This window comes from Streptomyces sp. NPDC043878, assembly GCF_056435735.1.
Window position 1 is genome coordinate 118,261 of record NZ_JBWKDW010000017.1, and the last position, 14,795, is coordinate 133,055.

Here is a 14,795-nt window from a genome sequence, read left to right on the forward strand (position 1 = left end):
CCCTAGGCGGTGTGGGCGTTGCGGGTGGGGGTCCCCCCGCCCGAGCGGCGTCGAGAGCGGGGGAGGAACAGGAAGCGCTGGAGGCCGGCCAGCGCCAGGTCCAGGACGACGGCGACCGCGGCGACCAGGACCGCCCCGCCGAGGACCTGGACGAGGTCGCGCTGCGCGAGACCGTCGAAGACGTAGCGGCCCAGCCCGCCGAAGGAGACGTACGCGGCGATCGTGGCGGTGGCGACCACCTGGATGAGCGCGAGACGCAGGCCCGTCATGATCAGCGGGAGCGCGAGCGGGAGTTCGATCCGCAGCAGCACCTGGTGGCCGCGCATGCCCTGGCCGCGGGCCGCGTCCTTCACGTCGGGGTCGACGGCGCTCATGCCCGCGTAGGTGTTGGTGACGATCGAAGGCACCGCGAGGGCGACCAGCGCGATGTACACCGGCCACATGGACAGGCCGCTGGCCAGGAAGACCAGGACCACCAGGCCGACCGTGGGCAGGGCGCGGCCGAAGGACGCGAGGTTGATGGCGAGGAACGCGCCGCGGCCGGTGTGGCCGATCAGCAGGCCCAGCGGGAGGCCGATCACCGCGGCGACGAGGGTGGCGAGCAGCGAGTACTGGAGGTGCTCGGCGACCCGGTGGGCGATGCCGTCGGCGCCGGACCACTGGGCGCCGCTGGTGAGCCAGGCGCCGAGGTTCTTCATGAGTTCGTACATCTCAGGCTCGCCGCCTCTTCCACGGGGTCAGGACGTACTGGACGGCGACCAGGACGGCGTCCGCGAGCACCGCGAGCAGGATCGTGAGGACCACCCCCGCGATCACCGGGGTCGGGAAGTCGCGCTGGAAGCCGTCGGTGAAGAGCTGGCCGAGACCGCCGTCGCCGAGGTAGGTGGCCACCGAGACCAGGGAGATCGACATCACGGTCGCGATGCGCACGCCCGCCATGATCACCGGAAGGGCGAGCGGGAGTTCGACGGTCAGCAGCGTGCGCAGGGGGCGCGTGCCCATCGCCCTGGCCGCCTCCCTGGTCTTGGCGGGGACGGAGTCGAGGCCCTCGACCGTGTTCCGCAGCAGGACGACCAGGGTGTAGACGGTCAGGCCGACGACGGTCGTGGTGCGGGTCAGTCCGGTCACCGGCAGCAGCAGTACGAAGATCGCGATGGACGGGATCGTGAACAGGACGTTCGAGAGCCCGAGGAGGATGCCGCGCAGGAAGCGGACGCGGTGGGCCACCACGGCGAGGGGCAGCGAGACCAGCAGGCCGAGCAGCACGGCGGTGAGGGCGGCCTGGAGGTGGGAGACCGTGAGGGTGGTCAGGTCGTCGGTGTGGCCGGATATCCACGACCAGTCGACGCTCATGCGGCCACGCCGGTGTCCGTGGAGGTCCGGGCCTCGGTGTGGGCGCGGCCCGCGTGGGCGTGGATGTCGTCGCGGGAGGTGACACCGGTGAGGACGCCGTCGGCGTCGACGCGGGCGACCAGGCCGGTGGGGGAGGCGACGGACTCGTTGAGCGCCGACAGCAGGGAGTCGCCGTCGGTGAGCGGCCGTACGGGCAGTTCGTCCCGCGTCCTGTCGGCGGACCAGTGCAGCGGCTTGCGTGCCGCGTCGAGGACGAGGGTCCAGGCGCCGCCCTCGGGGGCCGGGCCCTGCGGGACGCCGGCGAGGGTCTTCAGCGAGAGCAGCTTGAGGCCGCGCTCGGCGCCGAGGAAGTCGGCCACGAAGTCGTCGGCCGGGCGGGCGAGGAGTTCGGCGGGGGCCGCGCACTGCACGAGGTGGCCGCCGGTGCGGAAGACGGCGATGCGGTCACCGAGCCGGACGGCCTCGTCGATGTCGTGCGTGACGAAGACGATGGTCTTGTTCAACTCCTGCTGGAGTCGGAGCAGTTCGTCCTGGAGCTGGGTGCGCACGACCGGGTCGACGGCGCCGAACGGCTCGTCCATGAGCAGCACCGGCGGGTCGGCGGCGAGCGCTCGGGCGACGCCGACCCGCTGCTGCTGGCCGCCGGAGAGCTGGTGCGGGTAGCGCCGCCCGGCGTCGGCGGCGAGACCGACGGTCTCCAGCAGTTCGGCGGCCCTGGCCCGCGCCCTGCGGCGGCCCCAGCCGAGCAGCAGCGGCACGGTGGCGATGTTGTCGAGGACCGTGCGGTGCGGGAAGAGCCCCGACTGCTGGATGACGTACCCGATGGAGCGGCGCAGTTCGGCGGCGTCCTGCCGGGTGACGTCCCTGCCGCCGACCCGGATGGTGCCGGAGGTCGGTTCGACCATCCGGTTGACCATGCGCAGGGTGGTGGTCTTGCCGCAACCGGAGGATCCGACGAGGACGGTCACGCCGCCTTCCGGCATGTCGAGGGAGAGATCGTGGACTGCTGTCGTGCCGTTGGGGAAGCGCTTGTGGACCGCGTCGAACTGGATCATGAGTTGTCCCTTGCCCGGCTGTATAACCTCATGCAGAGTTCTTGGTGTCTGAATAGGTTGTCAATGCCCTGGTGTTAATCCGAGGTACGGATGACCGGCAGGCAAGATCGAGTGTCCGGGTCGAAGGGAGTCTGTGGCCTTATGTCGTCTCAGATCGTGGACGTACCGGCTTCCACGGCGTCCGGGGACTCCGGTCCCGTCGTCCTCGACGGGCGTGGTCTCGCGGTCGTGGACGTCGTCCGGCTCGCCGACGCGACCGCGCTGCCGGCCCCCGACGCCGACGCGGTGGCGCGGATGACCGACTCCTGGGACGCCGCCCGCCGGATCGCCGCGACCGGACGCGTCTACGGCCGCTCCACCGGCGTGGGCGCCAACCGGAACGAGGACGTGCCCACCGAGGCGGCCGCCGAACACGGCCTGCGGCTGCTGCGCAGCCACGCCGGCGCCATCGGCGGGGAACTGCCCGCCCGGCAGATCAGGGCCATGCTCGCCGTCCGCGCCAACCAACTGCTCGCCGGTGGCGCCGGACTGCGGCCCGGTGTCGTGACCGCCCTGTGCGAGGCGCTGGAGAGCGGGGCGTATCCGGTCGTCAACGAGTTCGGCTCGGTCGGCACCGGAGATCTCGCCGCTCTGGCCCAGCTGGGGCTCGCACTGGTGGGGGAGCACCCGTGGCGCGGCGCCGCCGCACCCGAACCCCAGTCCCTCGACAACAACGACGCCCTCGCGCTGATCAGCAGCAACGCCCTCACGCTCGGCCAGTCCGCGCTCGCCCTGCACGAACTGCGCGGCCTCGTCGCCGCCACCCAGGTCGTCGGCGCCCTGTCCCTGCTCGCCGTCGACGGCTCGCACGAGGCGTACGCCGCCCCCGTGCACGCCGCCCGCCCACACCGGGGCAGCGTCGAAGTCGCCCGCCGCATGCGGGAGTTGATCGGCGCCGCCGACCGGCCCACCCCGCCCCTCGGCCGCATCCAGGACCCGTACGGCTTCCGCTGCCTGCCCCAGATCCACGGTCCCGCGCACGACGCCGCCGACGCCCTGGAGGAGGTGCTCGCCATCGAGATCAACGCCGCCGCCGAGAACCCCCTCATCTCCCCCCAGGACCTCGCCGCCTACCACCACGGCGGCTTCTACCAGGCCCAACTGGCGCTCGCCCTGGACCACTTCAGGCTCTCGGTCACACAGGTGGCACGGCTGTCGACCTCCCGGCTCTCCACCCTGAACGAACCCGCCTACACCCGGCTGCGGCCCTTCCTCGCCGACCTGGAACCCGCCTCGTCCGGCGTGATGATCCTGGAGTACGCCGCCGGGGCCGCCCTCGGTGACCTGCGGGCCTTCTCGGCACCCGCGTCGCTCGGCCACGCTGTACTCTCCCGGGGCGTCGAGGAACAGGCCAGTTTCGCCTCGCTCGCCGCCCGGCAGACGCTGCGTGCCTGCGGCGCGTACCGTCTCGTCGTCGGCTGCGAACTCGTCGCCGCCGTACGGGCGCTGCGCCAGCGCGACCTCCGGCCCGACCCGGGACTTCCGGTGGGCCGGGCGCTGGAGCTCGCCGAGTCGGTGCTCGACGCGGAACAGGCCGACCGGCCGCTCACGGACGACGTGACGGCGGCGGCCCGGCTGCTGGACCGGTTCACGGACATCTGGAGGGGGAGCGGGGCATGAGCGCGGACAGGGACACGGGTACGGGAGTGAGCGTGGCGGACAGCTCCGCCGCACGGCTCCAGGCCCTCTTCGAGGGGCACCGGCTGACACCGACCCAGCGGCGCATCGCGCACAGCATGGTCCGGCGGGCGGCCGACGTGCCGTTCCTGTCCAGCGTGGAGCTGGCCGAACTGGCCGGGGTCAGCCAGCCGTCGGTAACCCGCTTCGCGGTCGCCCTCGGCTTCGACGGCTACCCCGCCCTGCGCCGCCACCTGCGGGAGGTGGCGCCCGCCGAACAGAGCGCGGACCCGGCGTCGTACAACGAGTACCAGCAGGCCGTCGAGGCCGAGATCGAGAACCTGCGGCACCTCGCGGAACTCCTCGCCGACCCGCGGCCGCTCCAGCGGGCGGGACGGCTGCTCGCCGCCTCCCGGCCGCTGCCCGTGCTCGGGCTGCGGGCCGCGGCCTCCCAGGCGTACGGCTTCGCGTACTTCGCCGCCAAGGTCCATCCGGACGTACGGCTGCTCAACGAGGGCGGCACGATGATCCACGACCGCATCGACGCCGCCGTCCGCGCCGGCGCCTCCACCCTGCTGTGCTTCGCGCTGCCCCGGCATCCGCGCGAGGTGCTCGACACGCTCGCCTACGCCCGGCAGGCGGGCCTGACCGTGGTGACCGTCGCGGACTCCGCGTTCGCGCCCGTCGCCAAGGTGTCCGACCTGCTGCTGCCCGCCGCCGTCGGCACGGGCCTCGCCTTCGACACCGCCTGCGCCCCGATGCTGCTGGGCCGGGTGCTCCTGGAGGCGATGTGCGACGACCTGCCGGACGCGCAGGCCCGGCTGGAGGAGTTCGACGCGAACGCGGTGGCCCGGGGGCTGTTCGTGGAGTGACGGCTCGTGGGGCCGCTCGTGCGCCGTGTCCCGAACTCGTCGGTCCGCTCTCAGACTCGTCTCACCTTCGCTCGCTATCCTGCGCGGCCGGAAAGCCGTAACCGGGAAGCCGTAAAGGGAAGTCGCCCAGGGCGAGGAGGCGCAACGTGGCACGTGCAGGACGCGGAGGTCAGGGGCTGGCTCGGGTGGCCGTGGTCGTACGGGCCGGAGCCGCACCCCTGTGGTGGGCCGGGGTGTTCGCGGGAGGCGTCGGCGTGCTGGTGCCCGGCGTCACGGGCCGCAGGATCGGGGTGCTGGCGGGCGCCGCGCTGTTCATCGTCGCCGCGGCCGTCGTGGTGTACCGCGGGCGAGGGCGGTACGCCGACCTCGCCCGGGGCGCCGCCCGCGCGGGCCGGCACGACGTGCTCCAGGACCGCGCGGTGACCGTGCGCAACTGGCGCCGGGGACACCGCTGGTGGCTGCTGCTCGCCTTCCTCGCCGCGCTGGGCAGCGCGTTCGCCGTACCCGCCGCGGGCGGCATGCTGCTCGCCGGCTGCGGCACCGGGCTGCGGCTCAAGGCCGCCTGGCTGGGGCGGCGCGAGCGGGCCGGGGAGGCCCTGCTGTGGGTGCGCGTCGACTGGCTCGACGCGCGGGGCGGACGCCCGGCCGGCAAACCCGTCAGGGCGTACCGCGGCACGGGCATCGCCGCGGGCGACGCGGCCCCGGGCGGGGCCCGCCGCCGCACCGCGGCGATGGTGTGAGCTCCGGCCCCCCGGGTCAGACCTCCAGATCCCCCTCGATCCTCTTCAGCTGGTGGCGGGCCATCGCGAGGTTGGCCCGCTTGGCGTCGAGCACCAGGTAGAGGAAGAGGCCGTTGCCGCCCCGGCCGCTGATCAGCCGGATCAGGTGGTACTGGTCGGACAGGGTGATCAGGATGTCCTCGATCTCGGCCTTCAGACCGAGGTGCTCCATCGTGCGCATCTTGGCGCGTACCACGTCGGTGTTGCCGGCCGCGGCGACGTTGAGGTCGAAGCCCTTGCTGCCGCCGATGGTGCCCAGCGCCATACCGCTGGTGTAGTCGACGAGCGCGACGCCGGTGGCGCCCTCGATGGAGGCGAGAGCTTCTTTGAGGGTGGTCTCGGTGTTGGCCATGGTGATCTGGTCCTCTCAACTTTCCGTGGTGGTACGCGCGTTGGCGGACGTGCCGCGAGGTGGGCGCGCGGTTCTGGTGCGTGTGGCGCTGGTCTGGGCGGCCGGCTTGTCGCTGGGCTCGGTGGGGGGATCGGTGGCCGGATCGACGGCCGGATCGGTGGCCACGCTGGTCGCCATGCCGGTCGCCATGTCGATGGCCGGGGCGGTCGCCGGGTCGACGGCTGGTTCGGTCGCCGGGCCGACGGCTGGTTCGAGAGCCGGTTCGGTCGCCGGGTGGGCGGCTGGTTCGGGTGGTGGGACGGTGGCCGGGCCGAGGGTCGGGGTGCGAGTCTGGTCGGTGGCGTTGCCGGTGATCCTGGCGGTGACTCGTGCGGTGACACGGGCGGTCACCGGTCCCGCGGCCGGTGCGGCCGTCGGACCGGCCGCCGGTGCGGCCGTCGGACCGGCCGTCGGTGTGGCTGACGGACCGGCCGTCGGTGTGGCCGTCGGTGTGGCTGACGGACCGGCCGTCGGTGTGTCGGCGGATGGCGCGGCCGGTGTCCGGGTCGTGCCGGTGGCCGACCGCGTGGCCCGCCTGCCGCTCGGTGCGGTGACCGGTCCGGCGGGCGGCGCGGTGACCGGCTCGGTGGACGGGCCGGTGCCCCGGCCGGTTCCGGCGGGCGGTGCGGTGCCCGGGCCGGTTGCGGTGACCGGTCCGGACGGCAGACCGGTGGCCGGGCCGGTTCCGGTGGCCGCATGGGTTCCGGTGGACGGTCCGGGTCCGGTGGACGGTCCGGTCGCCCGGCTCGTCGTAGGGGCCGGTTCGGCCGCGGCCGGGTTCGTGGTGGGTTTCGGGGCGGGCCGCGGGGTGGTCTTGGCGGTGGTCCTCGAAGTGGCGCGGGCCGTCGTGCGCGCCGGGGCGCGCGTGGCGGGCTTCGCCGTGGGCTTCGGGGGCCGCGCCGGTGCCCGGGGCGCCGGCGCGGCGGGCGCGACGACGAGCTCCCCGATGCGGGCACCGGCCCGGCGCCCCTCCAGGTGGAGGCGGCCGACGTTGACGCGGTCCTGGGCGAGCAGCGTCAGTACGGCGAAGGGGCCCGCCGAGTACGTCGCCACGCAGCCGTACACCCCGCGCACCAGCAGCTCGCGGAAGTCACCGTGACCGGTGGCGTCCGTCAGCTGGACGGCGACCCCACGGGCGGTCGCGGCCAGCGCCGCCACCCCCGCCGGTTCGACACCGGGGGTGTCCTGGGCGAGGACGAGTCCGTCGACACCGGAGGCCAGGGAACCGGTCAGCTGCGGCACGCGGGCGCGCAGCCGGCGCAGCTCGTCCAGGATCTCCGCCTCCGCCGCCGTCACCTCTGCCGCCGTGACTTCCCTCGCCGTCACCTCCGCTGCCATCGGGTCACTCCTCTCGGCACGAGGTCGCTGCCTTTCAAAGGGCCTCCAGCGCATCCCTGAGCCTCTTCAGCAGCGTGATGTCGGGGTCGCTCGGTTCGCCGGGGGCGCCGAGCACGGGCGGGGGTGGCAGGGCGGGAGCCTGCGGACGGGGCGCCACCACGCCGGCCGCCACCAGCCGGCGTACGTCCACCAGCGTGTGGAACGCCGGCCGGCCCAGCTCCCGCGCGATGTCCGACGCCGTGCGTACGCCGTCCACCAGGGCCAGCACCGCCTGCCGGCGGGGGGTGAGCGCCGGGGCGGCGACCGCCTCGGCCCGTGTCAGCGGGGTGGCGTCGGTCGTGGAGTCGGGCCAGATGCGGTGCAGCAGGTCGCGGCGGCGCAGCGTCTCGCGTTCCAGGGCGGCCACCGGTACGGGCCGTACGGCGCCCGGGGTCTCCGTGGTGCCGTAGCGGAACCGGCCGGGTGTGCTGCTGGGCGCGAGGGCGAAGTACGCCGCGTCGTACAGCGCGACCAGGTGGCACAGCTCCAGCGCGCCCGGGGCGGGCCGGCCGCCGTCGACCGGGACGCGCCCGGAGCGGTGCCGTCCGCCCGCCCCGCCCGCCGCCTCCCCCCGCGGGCCGGTGACGGTGGCGACGCCGGCCGGCAGGTCCGTGGCCGGGACCGTGCTGAGGACGGCGGGGCCGCCGAGCGGGCCGCGGGTGGTGAGGAGCACGTCGAGGGCGGGAGCGGCGGGGCTCTCCGCGTGCACCACCTGACCCTCGGCGAGATGGAGCGTGCCGCGCTCGCGGACGAGGACCCCGGTGGCCCGCTCGGCGGCGAGCCGGGTCAGCATCGGTGAGACGCCGCCCCAGCCGCGGTCCTGGGCCGCGGCCTTGTCCCGCACGGGCAGGCGGGGCGGCGGAGTGGTTCTGACGACGGTCATCCGAGCACCAGCCGTCCCGCCATCTCACCCAGCCGGATGCGGGCCAGCGCGAGGTTGCCGTCCGCGCGGGCCAGCCACAGGTGCAGGAAGACGCTGCTGTCGAAGGACGTCGGCACGAACCGCAGCACGTGGTAGCTGTCCCGGTTGCTGAGGATCAGGTCCTCGACCGGCGGCCCGGCCCCGGCCTCCGCCGAGTCCTGCTCCGTCTCGCCCGCGGGTGCGAAGGCGTGCTGTTCGGCGGCCAGCCGCGCGAGTTCGGCCGCCTCCGCGGCCGCCGCCTCGTGATCGCCGCCCGGGGACTCCCCGACGGTGCCCAGGGCCAGCCCGCTGGTCCAGTCGACCAGCGCGGCGCCCCGGGCACCGGGCAGTCGCATCGCTTCCAGCAGACACTCGTCGATTCCGGGCACCGTGGCTCCCTCCCGCCTGGTGATTCGGCTGAGTGACGCCGAAACTACGCAACGTGTGCGTGGGGAGTGAGTGTTCTGGCATTTTCCGGCGGAACATGCTGCGGATGGCTAAGGTGGGTCAACTGACCTCAAACACAGCCCAGTTGACCAGCATGTTGTGAGGGAGTCGGTCAATCGCGCCCGGACGCCCGGAGGGTGGTGAGCGCGGCGGCGTGCGCCCCTCCGGATTCGGCCACGATCTCCCGTACGGTCTGCTGCTCGCGGACGGTCGCGAAGGCGACGCCCCCGGCCCCGTCGGCGGCGAAGCCGTAGATGCCGGGCCGGGCAAGGGAGTTGTAGGCGTAGTGGTGGGCGAAATAGTAGGCGCCCGTGTCCAGTGCCGCCGCGTAGTCGCCCTGTTCGAGGAGGGGCAGTTCGCGTCCGGAGGCGAGCAGGTCGCCCGCGAAGCAGGCCGGCCCCGCGATGTCCTGCACCACCCCGGGTCCGCTCTTGGGCCGGCCCTTCGCGTCGTACGCGGCGATGCGCAGCGGCCACGCCGTGGGTACGTAGACCGTCCGCGCCGCGACCTGGACGCCCGCGTGCGTGACCGCCACCGGCCGCCCGCCGGCGTACTTGGCGTACTCCACCCGGGCCACCACCGTCCCGTGCTTGGCCAGCAGCGACCGCCCGAACTCGGTGACCAGTCCGTACCGCCCGTCGAACAGGCCCGGCACCGCCTCCCGCAGCAGGCGCGCGTAGTGCGCGTACGTAGGTGCCGTCGCGTCCGAGCCGAAGTTGACCGGCAGTCCGCCGCCGATGTCGATCGTGTCGATCTGCGGCCGGCCGACACGGCGGTTGATCTCCTCGGCGAGCGCGTAGGTCTCCGCCGCGCCCCGCGCCATCAGCGACAGCGGGATGCCCTGCGACCCGGTGTGCGCGTGCAGCCGGGTCAGCCACGGGCGGTCCGCGTAGGCCCGTACGACCCATTCGCGCGCGCCCTCGTCGCGCAGCGCCACGCCGAACTTCGAGGTCGCCGTGGCCGTGGACAGGGCCTCGATGGAACCCCCGCCGAGCTGCGGGTTCACCCGGATGCCGAGCGGGGAGCGGGTGGTGGCGGAGCGCATCAGCGCGTCGATGCGGTCCAGCTCCTGCGGGTTGTCCGCGTTGACCGCGATCCCGAGGGCCAGCGCCTCGCGCAGCTCCGCCGGGGTCTTGGCGGGCGAGTCGAGGACCGTGCGGGACGGCGGCAGGCCCGCCGCGCGCGCGAGGGCCAGCTCGCCGGGGCTCGCCACCTCCGCGCCGATCCCCTCCTCGTGCAGCAGCCGCAGCACCGGGACCAGCGGGGTCGCCTTCACGGCGAAGGCGTGCAGCACGGGCGTACCGGGCGCCACCACCGCGTCGAAGGCGGCCGTCAGCTCGGCCGCCGACTCCCGGATGCCGGTGACGTCGAGCAGGGCGACGATCGGAGCGCCGGGTGCGAGCAGCCCCTGCTCCACGGCGGCCCGCACCGCCTGGTCGCGGCGGACGACCCGGTCGGCACCGGAGCCCGCGTCCACGCCCGCGCGCGGGACAGGTGCCGCCCGCCCGTCCGCCCGGTCCCAGCTGTCGTCCACGGCGTGCCCCGTCATGTCGTTGTCCGTGCCCATGCGTCCAGCCAAACACCCGCGAGGTGCCGGTGCGGGCCGACCCCTGTATTGACTAGCTCTATTCAGAGGGTGAGTATGTGAATAACGGCAGCAACAATCCGCTTGGAGGCAGACCATGTCAGGACCCCGCCCCGTGCGAGCGCCCCGCGGTACGGAACTGAGCGCCCTGGGATGGCAGCAGGAGGCCGCCCTGCGGATGCTGCAGAACAACCTCGACCCGGAGGTCGCCGAGCACCCCGACAAGCTCGTCGTCTACGGCGGCACCGGCAAGGCGGCCCGCGACTGGCGCTCCTTCGACGCCATGGTCCGCACCCTGCGCACGCTCAAGCAGGACGAGACGATGCTCGTCCAGTCGGGCCGCCCGGTCGGCGTCATGCAGACCCACGAGTGGGCCCCGCGCGTGCTCATCGCCAACTCCAACCTCGTCGGCGACTGGGCCAACTGGGAGGAGTTCCGCCGCCTGGAGGCCCTCGGCCTGACCATGTACGGCCAGATGACGGCCGGCTCCTGGATCTACATCGGCACCCAGGGCATCCTCCAGGGCACCTACGAGACCTTCGCCGCCGTCGCCGCGAAGAAGTTCAACGGCACCCTCGCCGGCACCATCACCCTGACCGCCGGCCTCGGTGGCATGGGCGGCGCCCAGCCGCTCGCCGTGACCATGAACGACGGCGTCGCCCTCTGCATCGACTGCGACCCGCGCGCCATCGAGCGGCGCATCGAGCACCGCTACCTCGACGTGCGGGCGGACTCCCTGGAGCACGCGCTCCAGCTCGCCACCGATGCCCGCGACCAGCGCCGTCCGCTGTCGATCGGCCTGCTCGGCAACGCGGCGGAGCTGTTGCCCCGCATGCTCGCCGAGGGCGCCCCCATCGACATCGTCACCGACCAGACCTCGGCGCACGACCCGCTGGCCTACCTGCCCGTGGGCGTCGACTTCGACGACATGGCGTCCGCCGCGGCCAAGGACCCGGCCGGCTTCACCACCCGCGCCCGCGAGTCCATGGCCCGGCACGTCGAGGCGATGGTCGGCTTCATGGACGCCGGCGCCGAGGTCTTCGACTACGGCAACTCGATCCGCGGCGAGGCCCAACTCGCCGGCTACGACCGCGCGTTCGCCTTCCCCGGCTTCGTGCCCGCCTACATCCGCCCGCTGTTCTCCGAGGGCAAGGGCCCCTTCCGCTGGGCGGCCCTGTCCGGCGATGCCTCCGACATCCACAAGACCGACAAGGCGATCCTCGACCTCTTCCCCGAGAACGAGTCCCTGGCCCGCTGGATCAAGCTGGCCGGCGAGCGCGTCCACTTCCAGGGTCTGCCCGCCCGTATCTGCTGGCTCGGCTACGGCGAGCGCGACAAGGCCGGCGAGCGCTTCAACGACATGGTCGCGAGCGGCGAACTCGCGGCCCCGCTGGCCATCGGCCGCGACCACCTCGACGCGGGGTCGGTGGCCTCTCCCTACCGCGAGACCGAGGCCATGCTCGACGGCTCCGACGCGATCGCCGACTGGCCGCTGCTGAACGCCATGGTGAACATCTCCTCCGGCGCCTCCTGGGTGTCCATCCACCACGGCGGCGGGGTCGGCATGGGCCGCTCCATCCACGCCGGACAGGTCACGGTGGCCGACGGCACCCCGCTCGCCGGCGAGAAGATCCGCCGGGTCCTGACGAACGACCCCGGGATGGGCGTCATCCGGCACGTCGACGCCGGCTACGACATCGCCGAGAAGGTCGCCGACGAGCGCGGTGTCCGCATCCCCATGCGCGAGGGTGACGACGCGTGACCTTCCACAGCATGTGGACGCAGTTGCTGCCGATCGGCCGCGACCGCTCCTCCGGCGGCTACCGCCGCTTCGCCTGGACCGGGGCCGACGCCGACTGCCGGGCCTGGTTCAGGGAGCAGGCCGAGTCCCGCGGGCTCACCTACGAACTCGACCGCAACGGCAACCAGTGGGCCTGGCTCGGCGACCCCGCCGCGGGCGACGCCGTCGTCACCGGGTCGCACCTCGACTCGGTGCCCGACGGCGGCGCCTACGACGGACCCCTCGGCGTGGTGTCCTCCTTCGCCGCCCTGGACGAACTGCGCGCCCGCGGCGTGCGGTTCACCAGGCCCGTCGCGCTCGTCAACTTCGGCGACGAGGAGGGCGCCCGGTTCGGGCTCGCCTGCGTCGGGTCCCGGCTCACCGCCGGACACCTCACCGTCGAGCAGGCGCACCGGCTGACCGACGGGGACGGTGTCACGCTGCCGCAGGCCATGGAGGCCGCCGGGTACGACCCCGAGGCCATCGGCGCCGACCCGGAGAGGCTCGCCCGCATCGGCGCGTTCGTCGAACTGCACGTCGAGCAGGGGCGGGCGCTCGACCTGTCCGGTGACCCGGTCGGCCTGGCCGGCGCGATCTGGCCGCACGGCCGGTGGCGGTTCGACTTCCGGGGCCAGGCCAACCACGCCGGCACCACCCGGCTGGCGGACCGGCGCGACCCCATGCTGTCGTACGCCGAGACGGTGCTCGCCGCCCGGCGCGAGGCCGAGCTCGCCGGCGCCGTCGCCACCTTCGGCAAGATCGCGGTCGAGCCGAACGGCGTCAACGCCATCCCCTCCCTGGTACGCGGCTGGCTCGACTCCCGGGCGGCCGACCAGGAGAGCCTGGACACCGTGGTCGACGGCGTCGAGAAGGCGGCCCGCGACCACGCCGCCGCCCACGGAGTCGACCTGGACGTGGTCCGCGAGTCCTTCACGCCCGTCGTCGAGTTCGACCACGCCCTGCGGGACGAACTGGCCCGCATCCTCGGCAAGGACACCGAACCCGCCCTCGCCGTGCCCGTCCTCGGGACCGGTGCCGGACACGACGCCGGAATCCTGTCCGGGAGCATTCCGACCGCCATGCTGTTCGTGCGCAACCCCACGGGTGTCTCGCACTCCCCGGCCGAGTTCGCCGCCGAGGACGACTGCGTGGCCGGGGTGACCGCACTCGCCGACGTTCTGGAAGGGCTGGCCTGCAGGTGACGCACCCCCTCACGCGTACGTACTGGCTGGAGCACGCCTGGCTCGACACCAACGTCGAGCCGGGCGTGGCGATCACCGTGTCCACGGGCGGCTCCGCGGGCGGCGACGGCCGCATCACCGCCGTCCGCACGGACACGCCGACCCCGCCGCCCGGCGCCGAGATCCTGCGCGGTCTCACCCTGCCCGGACTGGCCAACGCCCACAGCCACGCCTTCCACCGCGCCCTGCGCGGCACCGTCCAGGTGGGTTCCGGCACCTTCTGGACCTGGCGCGAGCTCATGTACTCCTTCGCCGACCGGCTGACCCCGGAGACCTACCACGCGCTGGCCCGCGCGGTGTACGCGGAGATGGCGCTGGCCGGTGTCACGGCCGTGGGTGAGTTCCACTACGTGCACCACAACCCGGACGGCACGCCCTACGCCGACCCGAACGCGATGGGCGAGGCCCTCATCCAGGCCGCCGCCGACGCGGGCATCCGCATCACGCTCCTCGACACCGCCTATCTGTCCGCCGGTTTCGGACAGCCGCCCAACGCGCACCAGCGCCGCTTCTCCGACCGGACGGCCGAGGCCTGGGCGGAACGCTGTTCAGTTCTCAAGGACCGGGACCACGCGCGGATCGGGGCGGCCATCCACTCCGTGCGGGCCGTGCCCGCGGGCCAGCTGGCGACGGTGGCGCGATGGGCCGAGGAGCGGCGGGCCCCGCTCCACGTGCACCTGTCCGAGCAGACCGCGGAGAACGACGCCTGCCAGGAGGCCCACGGGTGCACGCCCACGCGCCTCCTCGCCGACCACGGTGTCCTCGGCCCGCGCACCACGGGTGTCCACAACACGCATCTCACCGACGAGGACATCAGGCTCCTCGGCCGCTCCGGCACCGGCACCTGCATGTGCCCCACCACCGAACGCGACCTCGCCGACGGCATCGGACCCGCCGTCGCCCTGCAACGGCACGGCTCCCCGCTGTCCCTCGGCTCCGACAGCCACGCCGTCATCGACCTGCTCGAAGAGGCCCGCGCGATGGAGCTCGACGAGCGGCTGCGCACCCGCACCCGCGGCCACTGGACGGCCGCCGCCCTGCTGCGGGCCGCCTCCGCCGACGGCCATGCCGCCCTCGGCTGGCAGGACGCCGGCAGCATCGAGGAGGGCGCGCTCGCCGACCTCACGACGATCGCGCTCGACTCGGTCAGGACCGCGGGCCCGGTGCCCCGGCTCGGCGCCGAGACGGCCGTATTCGCGGCGACGGCGGCGGATGTGCGGCACACGATCGTGGGCGGCCGGCACGTCGTACGGGACGGGGCGCACGCGCTCGTGCCCGACGTGCCGGGGGCGCTGACGGCCGCCGTGGCCGCCCTGCGCGCCTGACGCGCACCGAACCCCGCTCCCAGCCCCACGAGG

13 protein-coding genes and 1 pseudogene are annotated in these 14,795 nt (G+C 73.9%); 6 read left to right on the top strand and 8 right to left on the bottom strand.

All coding sequences use genetic code 11. The features are described 5' to 3' along the window. Positions 1–2: 2 nt before the first annotated feature. Genes AC07AZ_RS23705 through AC07AZ_RS23715 form a run of 3 tightly spaced genes read right to left on the bottom strand, consistent with a single transcriptional unit; the run spans position 3 to position 2,408 of the window. Positions 3–710 (bottom strand): ABC transporter permease, encoded by a 708-nt coding sequence (locus AC07AZ_RS23705; protein WP_478850856.1) that lies wholly within the window; start codon positions 708–710, stop codon positions 3–5. Between the two features lies 1 nt (position 711). After that, on the bottom strand, positions 712–1,353 hold the full coding sequence (locus tag AC07AZ_RS23710; protein WP_478850858.1) for an ABC transporter permease: 642 nt from the start codon (positions 1,351–1,353) through the stop codon (positions 712–714). Then, positions 1,350–2,408: an ABC transporter ATP-binding protein gene (locus AC07AZ_RS23715; RefSeq protein ID WP_478850860.1), complete on the bottom strand. Its 1,059-nt coding sequence runs from the start codon at positions 2,406–2,408 to the stop codon at positions 1,350–1,352. Before AC07AZ_RS23715 ends, AC07AZ_RS23710 begins: the two co-directional genes overlap by 4 nt. Positions 2,409–2,549: 141 nt before the next feature. Between AC07AZ_RS23715 and AC07AZ_RS23720 the strand changes: the two genes are divergently transcribed. The 3 genes from AC07AZ_RS23720 (at position 2,550) to AC07AZ_RS23730 (ending at position 5,676) form a co-directional block, all read left to right on the top strand. Beyond that, positions 2,550–4,067 carry an aromatic amino acid ammonia-lyase gene (locus AC07AZ_RS23720; RefSeq protein WP_478850862.1) on the top strand — a complete coding sequence of 506 codons (1,518 nt, stop codon included), beginning with the start codon at positions 2,550–2,552 and terminating at the stop codon, positions 4,065–4,067. Further along, positions 4,064–4,936, top strand: a complete 873-nt coding sequence (locus AC07AZ_RS23725) for a MurR/RpiR family transcriptional regulator (RefSeq protein ID WP_478850864.1) — start codon at positions 4,064–4,066, stop codon at positions 4,934–4,936. The genes AC07AZ_RS23720 and AC07AZ_RS23725 overlap by 4 nt, the downstream gene beginning before the upstream one ends. Positions 4,937–5,082: 146 nt before the next feature. Continuing rightward, a complete protein-coding gene (locus tag AC07AZ_RS23730) occupies positions 5,083–5,676 on the top strand; it encodes a hypothetical protein (protein ID WP_478850866.1) in 594 nt (197 codons plus the stop codon). Positions 5,677–5,692: 16 nt separating this feature from the next. Here AC07AZ_RS23730 and AC07AZ_RS23735 read toward each other — a convergent pair whose 3' ends face one another. The 5 genes and pseudogenes from AC07AZ_RS23735 to AC07AZ_RS23755 form a co-directional block, all read right to left on the bottom strand. Beyond that, entirely contained in the window at positions 5,693–6,067 is a 375-nt protein-coding gene (locus AC07AZ_RS23735; protein ID WP_371670990.1) for a roadblock/LC7 domain-containing protein, read from the bottom strand. A 777-nt stretch (positions 6,068–6,844) separates the two neighbouring features. After that, positions 6,845–7,444, bottom strand: a pseudogene (locus AC07AZ_RS23740) (roadblock/LC7 domain-containing protein); the annotation flags it as partial. A 34-nt stretch (positions 7,445–7,478) separates the two neighbouring features. After that, positions 7,479–8,366 (bottom strand): transcriptional regulator, encoded by an 888-nt coding sequence (locus AC07AZ_RS23745; RefSeq protein ID WP_478850869.1) that lies wholly within the window; start codon positions 8,364–8,366, stop codon positions 7,479–7,481. Next, entirely contained in the window at positions 8,363–8,773 is a 411-nt protein-coding gene (locus AC07AZ_RS23750) for a hypothetical protein (protein ID WP_478850871.1), read from the bottom strand. The genes AC07AZ_RS23745 and AC07AZ_RS23750 overlap by 4 nt, the downstream gene beginning before the upstream one ends. Before the next feature lie 170 nt (positions 8,774–8,943). Continuing rightward, a complete protein-coding gene (locus AC07AZ_RS23755) occupies positions 8,944–10,398 on the bottom strand; it encodes a type III PLP-dependent enzyme domain-containing protein (protein ID WP_478850873.1) in 1,455 nt (484 codons plus the stop codon). Between the two features lie 115 nt (positions 10,399–10,513). Here AC07AZ_RS23755 and hutU point away from each other — a divergent pair, with 115 nt between their 5' ends. From hutU to AC07AZ_RS23770, 3 genes are read left to right on the top strand one after another with little or no spacing between them, the layout of a single operon-like run. Further along, positions 10,514–12,178: a urocanate hydratase gene (gene hutU, locus AC07AZ_RS23760; protein WP_478850875.1), complete on the top strand. Its 1,665-nt coding sequence runs from the start codon at positions 10,514–10,516 to the stop codon at positions 12,176–12,178. Further along, on the top strand, positions 12,175–13,398 hold the full coding sequence (locus AC07AZ_RS23765; RefSeq protein WP_478850877.1) for an allantoate amidohydrolase: 1,224 nt from the start codon (positions 12,175–12,177) through the stop codon (positions 13,396–13,398). Before hutU ends, AC07AZ_RS23765 begins: the two co-directional genes overlap by 4 nt. After that, positions 13,395–14,762 (top strand): formimidoylglutamate deiminase, encoded by a 1,368-nt coding sequence (locus tag AC07AZ_RS23770; protein WP_478850879.1) that lies wholly within the window; start codon positions 13,395–13,397, stop codon positions 14,760–14,762. The genes AC07AZ_RS23765 and AC07AZ_RS23770 overlap by 4 nt, the downstream gene beginning before the upstream one ends. The last annotated feature ends 33 nt before the right edge of the window (positions 14,763–14,795 follow it).

Bases quoted from the DNA above. Each gene is read 5' to 3' on its own strand.
- hutU (WP_478850875.1), top strand. From the start codon at position 10,514: ATGTCAGGACCCCGCCCCGTGCGAGCGCCCCGCGGTACGGAACTGAGC.
- AC07AZ_RS23720 (WP_478850862.1), top strand. From the start codon at position 2,550: ATGTCGTCTCAGATCGTGGACGTACCGGCTTCCACGGCGTCCGGGGAC.
- AC07AZ_RS23745 (WP_478850869.1), bottom strand. From the start codon at position 8,366: ATGACCGTCGTCAGAACCACTCCGCCGCCCCGCCTGCCCGTGCGGGAC.
- AC07AZ_RS23725 (WP_478850864.1), top strand. From the start codon at position 4,064: ATGAGCGCGGACAGGGACACGGGTACGGGAGTGAGCGTGGCGGACAGC.
- AC07AZ_RS23705 (WP_478850856.1), bottom strand. From the start codon at position 710: ATGTACGAACTCATGAAGAACCTCGGCGCCTGGCTCACCAGCGGCGCC.
- AC07AZ_RS23735 (WP_371670990.1), bottom strand. From the start codon at position 6,067: ATGGCCAACACCGAGACCACCCTCAAAGAAGCTCTCGCCTCCATCGAG.
- AC07AZ_RS23715 (WP_478850860.1), bottom strand. From the start codon at position 2,408: ATGATCCAGTTCGACGCGGTCCACAAGCGCTTCCCCAACGGCACGACA.
- AC07AZ_RS23710 (WP_478850858.1), bottom strand. From the start codon at position 1,353: ATGAGCGTCGACTGGTCGTGGATATCCGGCCACACCGACGACCTGACC.
- AC07AZ_RS23755 (WP_478850873.1), bottom strand. From the start codon at position 10,398: ATGGGCACGGACAACGACATGACGGGGCACGCCGTGGACGACAGCTGG.